We start from the raw sequence: 8,502 nt of genomic DNA on the forward strand, positions 1-8,502 counted from the left end.
CCCCCGCGCCGGCTCAGTCCCTCCCCGGCGCGGCCGTCGAGGCCCGCACGACGAGTTCGGCGCCGACCTCGGCCACGCCCGAGGCGGGCGGCTCCTCCCTGCCGAGCGCCAGCCGCCCGGCCCGCGCCCCGGCCTCCTGCAGCGGCAGCCGGACGGTGGTGAGCGCGGGCACGGCGTCCGCGCTGAAGGGCAGGTCGTCGAAGCCGGCCACCGAGACGTCCTCGGGGATCCGCAGCCCGGCCTCCCGCAGGGCGGCGCAGACCCCGAGCGCCACCGTGTCGTTGGCGGCCACGATCGCCGTCAGGTCCGGTTCGCGGGCGAGCAGTTCGCGTGCGGCCCGGTAGCCGGAGAGCCGGTCGTACGACCCGTGCACGGTGAGCCGCTCGTGGTCCTCCGCGTCGCCGAGGCCCGCGGCGGCCAGCGCCTGGCGGTGGCCCTCCAGGCGGTGGCGGGTGGTGGTGCGCTCGGCGGGGCCCGCGACCTGGCCGATGCGCCGGTGGCCGAGCTCCAGCAGGTGCGCGGTGAGGGCGCGGGCGCCGCCCCGGTTGTCGAACGGGAGCGCGGCGAGCACGGCGTCCGGGTGCGCGGCGGGCGACGGGCGCCCGCACAGCACCACCCGCGTACCGCCCTCGGCGAGCCGCGCCAGCTTCGCCGCGACCGCCGCCGAGTGGGCCGGGTCGTCGACCGTGTCGCCGGTCAGCAGGACGGCGGCGGCCCGCTGGCGCTGGAGGAGGGTCAGGTAGGTGAGCTCGCGGTCCGGCGAGCCGCCGGTGTTGCAGACGACGGCCAGCTTCTCGCCGCCGGCCCGCCCCGTCCCGTTCCCGTCGGCGTCGAGGCCCACCATCTCGGACTGCGCGGCCGAGGCCATGATGCCGAAGAAGGGATCGGCGATGTCGTTGACCAGGATGCCGACCAGGTCGGAGGTGGCGGCGGCGAGGGAGCTGGCCGGCCCGTTGAGCACGTAGTCCAGCTCGTCGACCGCGCGCAGCACGCGTTCCCTGGTGGCGGCGGCGACGGGGTAGTTGCCGTTCAGCACGCGGGAGACCGTGGCGGGCGAGACGTTGGCACGGTTCGCCACGTCCGACAAGGTCACAGCCATGGGGCCCTCCAGGCGTCGGCGGGTCGTGGTGGGGCGGGAGCCGGGGCGGTTCCCCCGGCCCCGGCGCTCGGGGTGATCGTCCCATCTTCGCGGTCGCGGGACGGCCCGGTCCGGTTCCTTCCGCCGCTCCCTCTGTACGGATCCGCGACCGGTCGCTAGCGTACCCCTGTAGAAAGCGCTTTCTACGGCGCTGACCACGACCGGATCCCCTGGTTCCGTCCGCTTCGACCCGTTGGTCCCGCCCGCCCGGCGCGCGCGGCCCGGCCGGAACCGTCCCGCCCCACCTCGGAAGGAAGCCCGTGACACGCAGAACTGTGCGGATCGCCATGAACGGCGTCACCGGACGGATGGGATACCGCCAGCACCTGGTCCGTTCCGTCCTGGCCCTGCGGGAGCAGGGCGGCCTCGACCTCGGCGACGGCACGGTGCTGTGGCCCGAGCCCGTCCTGGTCGGGCGCCGCGAGCACGCCCTGCGCGAGATGGCCGAACGGCACTCCCTGACCGAGTGGTCCACCGACCTGGACGCCGTCCTCGCCGACGACACCGTCGAGATCTACTTCGACGCGCAGGTCACCTCCGCCCGCGTCGAGGCCGTGAAGAAGGCCATCGCCGCCGGCAAGCACCTGTACGTCGAGAAGCCCACCGCGACCTCGCTGGAGAGCGCGCTGGACCTGGCACGGCTGGCGCGCGAGGCCGGCGTCAAGCACGGCGTCGTCCAGGACAAGATCTTCCTGCCGGGCCTGCTCAAGCTGAAGCGCCTGATCGACGGCGGCTTCTTCGGCGAGATCCTCTCGGTGCGCGGCGAGTTCGGCTACTGGGTCTTCGAGGGCGACTGGCAGGCCGCCCAGCGGCCGAGCTGGAACTACCGCGCCGAGGACGGCGGCGGCATCGTCACCGACATGTTCCCGCACTGGGAGTACGTGCTCCACGAGCTCTTCGGCCGGGTCACCACGGTCCAGGCCCTGGCCACCACCCACGTCCCGCGCCGCTGGGACGAGAACGGCAAGCCCTACGAGGCCACCGCCGACGACGCCGCGTACGGCGTCTTCCAGCTCGAGGGCGGGGCCGTCGCCCAGATCAACTCCTCCTGGGCGGTGCGGGTGAACCGTGACGAGCTGGTCGAGTTCCAGGTGGACGGCACCCACGGCTCCGCCGTCGCGGGGCTGCGGAACTGCCGCGTCCAGCACCGCTCCGCCACCCCGAAGCCGGTGTGGAACCCGGACCTGCCGGTCACCGAGTCCTTCCGCGACCAGTGGCAGGAGGTGCCGGACAACCTGGCTCCCGGCGCCGGGTTCGACAACGGCTTCAAGGCGCAGTGGGAGCTGTTCCTGCGCCACGTGGTCCTCGACGAGCCGTACACCTGGGACCTGCTGGCGGGCGCGCGCGGCGTGCAGCTCGCCGAGCTGGGTCTGCGTTCCTCGGCCGAGGGCCGCCGCCTCGACGTTCCGGAGCTGACGCTGTGACGATCCTGCTGCCCCGCGCGGGCGGGGGCACCGTCCCCCACATCCCGCGCTCGGCCCCCGCGGACCTGGCGGCGGGCGGCGCGCCGCTCGTCTCCCGCACCGTCCTGGCCGCCGCGCACGTGGTGGCCGACCCGTACGCCGACACCACGCCGGACGGACCGGCCGCCGTCGACTGGGACGCCACCCTCGCCTTCCGCCGGCACCTGTGGTCGCACGGGCTGGGCGTCGCCGAGGCCATGGACACCGCGCAGCGCGGCATGGGCCTGGACTGGGCGGGCGCCCGGGAGCTGATCCGCCGCAGCGCCGCCGAGGCGAAGGCGGTCGGCGGGCACGTGGCCTGCGGTGTGGGCACCGACCAGCTCACCGTGCCCGGGGCGACCCTCGGCGAGGTGCGCGCGGCGTACGAGGAACAGCTCGCCGTCGTCGAGGAGGCGGGCGCGCAGGCGGTGCTGATGGCGTCGCGCGCGCTGGCCGCCGCGGCGAAGGGCCCGGAGGACTACCTGGAGGTCTACGAGTCGCTGCTGCGGCAGGCCTCCGAGCCGGTGATCCTGCACTGGCTGGGCCCCATGTTCGACCCGGCCCTCGAGGGTTACTGGGGCGCCGACGACCTGGACGCGGCCACCGAGGCCTTCCTGGCGGTCGTCGCCTCCCACCCGGACAAGGTCGACGGCGTCAAGGTGTCGCTGCTGGACGCCGGGCGGGAGGTGGCGCTGCGCCGGCGCCTGCCCGACGGCGTGCGCTGCTACACCGGCGACGACTTCCACTACCCGGAGCTGATCGCGGGCGACGAGCGCGGTTTCAGCCACGCGCTGCTGGGCGTCTTCGACCCGCTGGGGCCGCTGGCCGCGCGGGCGGTGCGGGGCCTGGACACCGGCGACACGGCGGGCTTCCGGGAGATCCTCGACCCGACGGTGGAACTGGCCCGCCACCTGTTCGCCGCCCCGACCCGCTTCTACAAGACGGGCGTGGTGTTCCTGGCGTGGCTCGCGGGCCACCAGGACCACTTCGCGATGGTGGGCGGCCTGCAGTCGGCCCGCTCCCTGCCGCACCTGGCGCGCGCCTACGAACTCGCCGACACGGTCGGCCTGTTCCCGGACCCGGCGCTCGCCGAGGCCCGGATGCGGAACCTGCTCGCGGTGTACGGGGTGGACGGGGCGGACGGGGTGGCCCGATGACGGCCGCCGGCGCGGGGCTCTCCCGCTTCAGCATCAACCAGGAAACCGTCAAGCAGTGGTCCCTCCCCGAGCTGATGGAGGGCTGCGGCAAGGCGGGGGTCACACAGGTCGGCCTGTGGCGGGCGCCGGTGCAGGAGTACGGCGTGGAGCGCGCCGCGCGGCTGGTCCGCGAGGCGGGACTGACCGTCACCAGCCTGTGCCGCGGCGGTTTCCTCACCGCCTCCGAGCCGGGCGCCCGGGCCGCCGCCCTGGACGACAACCGGGCGGCGATCGACGAGGCGGCCGCCCTCGCCACGACCACCCTGGTCCTGGTCTCCGGCGGCCTCCCGGCGGGCGACCGCGACCTGCACGGGGCGCGCGAGCGGATCGCGGAGGCGCTGGCCGAACTCGCCCCCTACGCCCGGGAGCGCGGGGTGCGCCTGGCGATCGAGCCGCTGCACCCGATGTTCGCCTCGGACCGCTGCGTGGTCTCCACCCTGGGCCAGGCCCTGGACCTCGCCGAGCGCTTCCCCGTCGAGGAGGTGGGCGTGGTGGTCGACACGTACCACATCTGGTGGGACGACACGGTGGCGGCGGGGATCGCCCGGGCCGGGGCAGCCGGTCCGGACGGCGGCCGCATCGCCGCCTTCCAGCTCGCCGACTGGATCACCCCGCTGCCCGCCGGGGTCCTCCTGGGCCGCGGCCAGCTCGGCGACGGCAGCGTGGACCTGCGCCGCTTCCGGGAACTGGTCGACACGGCCGGGTACACCGGGCCCGTCGAGGTGGAGATCTTCAACGAGGGCCTCTGGGCGCGGGACGGCGCGGAGGTGCTGGAGGAGGTGCTGGAACGGTACGCGGCGCACGCGCTCTGACCCGCCGCCGCCACGCGCGGCCGCGGTCGCGGTCGCCGCGGTTCCCGGGGGCACCGGCCGAAGGGCCGGTGCCCCCCCGGCCGTGGCTCTCCGGAAGTTCCGAAAGTTTCGCAACCGAGGACCCACCGGCGGCCGGACAGCCACCCTCTCCTCCGCCCTCCCCGCACACCTGTGCGCTGACCTGGGAGAAGAACTCCACCACGTGACAGCGGAGTTTCGAAAACATTGCGCAACGCTTGACATCCCCCGGACCGCGCAAGACTGTGGTGACGCTCCCCGGCCGACCGCCGCAGGCGTGAGGCCGATCCCCCCTGTCGCCCTCGTCGCTGCACGTGCGAGGCGCGCTCGGCGTGCCTTCCGGTCACCGACGGCGCCACCCACGAGGAGGAACACTCGTATGAGCGAGACCCCCGACAACTCCGGCTTACGTCCGGTCAGCCGCAGGAGGTTGGTCCTCGGCGGCGCCGGGGCGCTGGTCGCGGCGGCCGGCTCCGGACTGCTGCTGCCCGGTACCGCGCGCGCCGACCAGGTCCTCACCAGCAACTCCACCGGCACGTACAACGGGTACTACTACTCCTTCTGGACCGACGCCCCGGGCACCGTCTCCATGACGCTGGGCGCCGCCGGCCAGTACAGCAGCCAGTGGAGCAACACCAACAACTGGGTCGGCGGCCTCGGCTGGGCCAACGGCAGCCGCCGCACGGTGACCTACTCCGGCACCTTCAACCCCGGCAGCAACGGCTACCTGGCGCTCTACGGGTGGACCTCCAACCCGCTGGTGGAGTACTACATCGTCGAGAACCACGGCCCGTACAACCCGGGTTCGGCCGGCCAGCAGCGCGGCACGGTCACCGACGACGGCGGCACGTACACGATCTACGAGTCCACGCGGACCAACGCGCCGTCGGTGGAGGGCACCAAGACCTTCCAGCAGTACTGGAGCGTCCGGAACAGCAAGCGCAGCAGCGGCACCATCAACACCGGCGTCCACTTCGACGCGTGGCAGCGCGCCGGGATGCCGATGGGGTCGTTCAACTACTACATGATCATGGCGACCGAGGGCTACCAGAGCAGCGGCAGCTCGAACATCACCCTGGGCGGCGGTGGCGGCACCCCCACCACACCCCCGCCGAGCAGCCCCCCGCCGGGCACCGGCGCCTGCAGCGCCACGTACCGCACCACCAACGCGTGGAACAACGGCTTCAACGGCGAGGTGACGGTCCGGGCGGGCAGCAACGGCGTCACCAACTGGCGGGTGCCGGTGACGCTGGCCTCCAACCAGACGATCACCTCGCTCTGGAACGGCACCATGAGCCGGAGCGGGAACGTGGTGACCGTGACGCCGGCCGGCCACAACCGCACCCTGGGCTCCGGTCAGTCGACCTCGTTCGGCTTCACCGTCAGCGGCCCGGCGACCCCGACCCCGTCCGTCGGCAGTTGCACCGCGGGCTGACCCGCACGCCTCCCGCACACCCCCCAAGCGGCCCCCAATCGGCCCCCACGCGGCCCCTTCCCGCCTCGGCGCGGTGCCTTCCGGCACCGCGCCGTCGCCGTCGCCCGCCCCGACCGGCAGGGCGCGTGACCCAGCTCACATTCCGTTCCTGTCAGCAATCGGCCCCCTGCTCCACTCAATCACCGGGAGCATCGGAACCGACAGGAGCGCCTCCATGAAGCACCGCATCGTCGTCCTCGGCGCCGGCTACGCCGGCATCTGCACGGCCGGGAAGCTGGCCCGTCGCCTGTCCCCGGCGGAGACCGGGATCACCGTCGTCAACGCCGGGCCGGAGTTCGTCCAGCGGCTGCGGCTGCACCAGGTCGCGGCCGGGCAGCGGGTGGCGGCCCCGCGCCTCGCCGACCTCTTCGCGGGCACCGGCGTACGGCTGCGCCTGGGCCGGGTCACCGGCGTGGACCTCGGGCGCCGGACCGTCACCGTGGCCGACGCCGACGGCGGGGGCGAACTCGGCTACGACACCCTCGTCCACGCGCTCGGCAGTCACGTCGACGACCGCGGCGTGCCGGGCGTGGACGAGCACGCCTTCCACGTCACCGGCCTCCCCGCCGCGCTGCGCCTGCGCGACCGCCTCGCCCACCTGGACGGGCGGGGCGAGGGCGGCGAGGTGGTGGTCGTCGGCGACGGCCTGACCGGCATCGAGACCGCCACCGAGATCGCCGAGGCCCGGCCCGGCCTGTCCGTGACGCTGATCGCCCGCGGCGAGCTGGGCGCCCGCCTCTCCCCCGGAGCCCGCGCCCACCTGCGCCGGGCCTGCGAGCGCCTGGGCGTCACCGTCCTGGAGCACACCACCGTCGAGGCCGTCGAGGCGGCCCGGGTGCTGTGCGCCGACGGCACCGCCCTGGCCTCGGACGCCACCGTGTGGACGGCCGGGTTCGCCGTCCCGTCCCTGGCCGCCGCCGCCGGCCTGGAGGTCACCGGGGACGGCCGGATCGCCGTCGACCGCACCATGCGCTCGGTGTCGCACCCGGACGTCTACGCGGTCGGCGACAGCGCCTACGCGGTCGGCGACAACGGCCTGGCGCTGCCGATGTCCTGCGCCACGGCCGGCGCCACCTCGCAGCAGGCCGCCCACGCGATCGTCGGGCGCCTCACCGGCCGGCCGATCGCCGACGCCAAGCTGGCCTACGTGGGCAACCACATCAGCCTCGGCCGGCGGTACGCCATCGCGCAGACCGTCGACGCCGCGGGCCGGCCCCGGCCGAAGTACCTCGGCGGACGCACGGCGGTCCGCGTCAAGGCGGTGATCCTCCGGGGCTCGCTGTGGGCGATCGAGCACCCGGCCTTCGGCCTGCCCAGGCGCCGGCACCGCCTGACGGCCACGCCGGGCGGCCCGTTCACCGAGACCGCCGTCGCCTAGCCCGTGGAGGTGACCCGCGTGGACAGCAGCGCCACGGATCCCTTCGACACCGGCCGGTTCGAGGCCGGCCGGAACCGGCTGGCCTCCCTGGCCTACCGGTTGCTCGGTTCCGCCGCCGACGCCGAGGACGCCGTGCAGGACGCCTTCCTGCGCTGGCAGGCCGCGGACCGGCGGCGGATCCAGGTGCCGGAGGCATGGCTGACCAAGGTGGTCACCCACCTGTGCCTCGACCGGCTCCGCTCCGCACAGCTCCGCCGCGAACGCAGCGCCGGGGACTGGCTCCCGGAGCCGCTCCTCGACGGCGACCCCCTGCTCGGCCCGGCCGAGACGGTCGAGCAGCGGGAGTCCGTCTCCCTGGCGGTGCTGACCCTCATGGAGCGCCTGACCCCCGTGGAGCGCGCCGTCTACGTGCTGCGCGAGGCGTTCGCGCACAGCCACACCGAGATCGCCGCCGTCCTCGACATCACCGCCTCCGCCAGCCAGCAGCACCTCCACCGGGCCCGCCGGCGCCTCACCGCCGCCCGCCGTCGCGACGAGGTCGATCCGGCGACCGCCCGCCGGATCGTCGAGGAGTTCCTGGCCGCCGCCTCGTCCGGCCGCACCGAACGCCTGGTGGCCCTGCTCACCGACGACGCGACGGCGATCTCCGACGGCGCCGGTCCGGCGAGGAGGCTGCTGCGGTTCGACACCCCGCGGCGCGTCGCCGCCGTCGCGCGGGCCGGCTTCCGGCCCTCCCCCGCGAAACGCCGCCTGGCCGGCGGCACGCCCGCCCTGCACTTCGCCGTCGTCAACGGCTCCCCCGCCCTGCTGGCGGTGGTCGGCGACCAGGTCGTCGGCTCCGTCTCCTTCGACGTCGCGCACGGCAGGATCGCCACCGTCCGCGGCATCGCCGCCCCCGCCCGCCTCACCCGCCTGACCGAGGCATGGCGGCAGCGGGACCCCGACCCCCAGCGGGGGCTGCGGCCCGCCGAACCCCTCCCGCGGCCCGATCTCCACCGAGCCGTCGTCCTCCCGCCCGAGCACCACGAAGTCCAGGACCTCGCA

Annotated in this window: 7 protein-coding genes; 6 read left to right on the forward strand and 1 reads right to left on the reverse strand. The window is 74.8% G+C overall.

Annotated features, from left to right (window positions below; translation table 11 throughout):
- Positions 1-13: 13 nt before the first annotated feature.
- Positions 14-1,099, reverse strand: a complete 1,086-nt coding sequence (locus ABZ836_RS27475; RefSeq protein WP_361146519.1) for a LacI family DNA-binding transcriptional regulator — start codon at positions 1,097-1,099, stop codon at positions 14-16.
- A gap of 299 nt (positions 1,100-1,398) precedes the next feature.
- On the opposite strand from ABZ836_RS27475, the gene ABZ836_RS27480 reads away from it, so the two are divergent.
- From ABZ836_RS27480 to ABZ836_RS27505, 6 genes are all read left to right on the forward strand, one after another.
- Positions 1,399-2,562, forward strand: a complete 1,164-nt coding sequence (locus ABZ836_RS27480; protein ID WP_361146522.1) for a Gfo/Idh/MocA family oxidoreductase — start codon at positions 1,399-1,401, stop codon at positions 2,560-2,562.
- Entirely contained in the window at positions 2,559-3,737 is a 1,179-nt protein-coding gene (locus tag ABZ836_RS27485) for a dihydrodipicolinate synthase family protein (protein ID WP_361146525.1), read from the forward strand. Before ABZ836_RS27480 ends, ABZ836_RS27485 begins: the two co-directional genes overlap by 4 nt.
- Positions 3,734-4,588 carry a sugar phosphate isomerase/epimerase family protein gene (locus ABZ836_RS27490; protein ID WP_361146528.1) on the forward strand — a complete coding sequence of 285 codons (855 nt, stop codon included), beginning with the start codon at positions 3,734-3,736 and terminating at the stop codon, positions 4,586-4,588. The genes ABZ836_RS27485 and ABZ836_RS27490 overlap by 4 nt, the downstream gene beginning before the upstream one ends.
- 397 nt (positions 4,589-4,985) lie before the next feature.
- Complete coding sequence (locus ABZ836_RS27495; RefSeq protein ID WP_356139250.1) at positions 4,986-6,041, forward strand: glycoside hydrolase family 11 protein; 1,056 nt, start codon at positions 4,986-4,988, stop codon at positions 6,039-6,041.
- Positions 6,042-6,255: 214 nt separating this feature from the next.
- Positions 6,256-7,458 (forward strand): FAD-dependent oxidoreductase, encoded by a 1,203-nt coding sequence (locus ABZ836_RS27500; protein ID WP_361146531.1) that lies wholly within the window; start codon positions 6,256-6,258, stop codon positions 7,456-7,458.
- A gap of 18 nt (positions 7,459-7,476) precedes the next feature.
- Positions 7,477-8,502 (forward strand): sigma-70 family RNA polymerase sigma factor (locus ABZ836_RS27505; protein ID WP_361146534.1); only part of this gene is annotated, 1,026 nt, incomplete at its 3' end.

The sequence above is a fragment of the Streptomyces sp. NPDC047130 genome (assembly GCF_040643475.1).
Classification (GTDB): Bacteria; Actinomycetota; Actinomycetes; order Streptomycetales; family Streptomycetaceae; genus Streptomyces.

Coding starts and splice junctions, on each gene's coding strand:
- ABZ836_RS27475 (WP_361146519.1), bottom strand. CDS start 1,099: ATGGCTGTGACCTTGTCGGACGTGGCGAACCGTGCCAACGTCTCGCCC.
- ABZ836_RS27490 (WP_361146528.1), top strand. CDS start 3,734: ATGACGGCCGCCGGCGCGGGGCTCTCCCGCTTCAGCATCAACCAGGAA.
- ABZ836_RS27495 (WP_356139250.1), top strand. CDS start 4,986: ATGAGCGAGACCCCCGACAACTCCGGCTTACGTCCGGTCAGCCGCAGG.
- ABZ836_RS27500 (WP_361146531.1), top strand. CDS start 6,256: ATGAAGCACCGCATCGTCGTCCTCGGCGCCGGCTACGCCGGCATCTGC.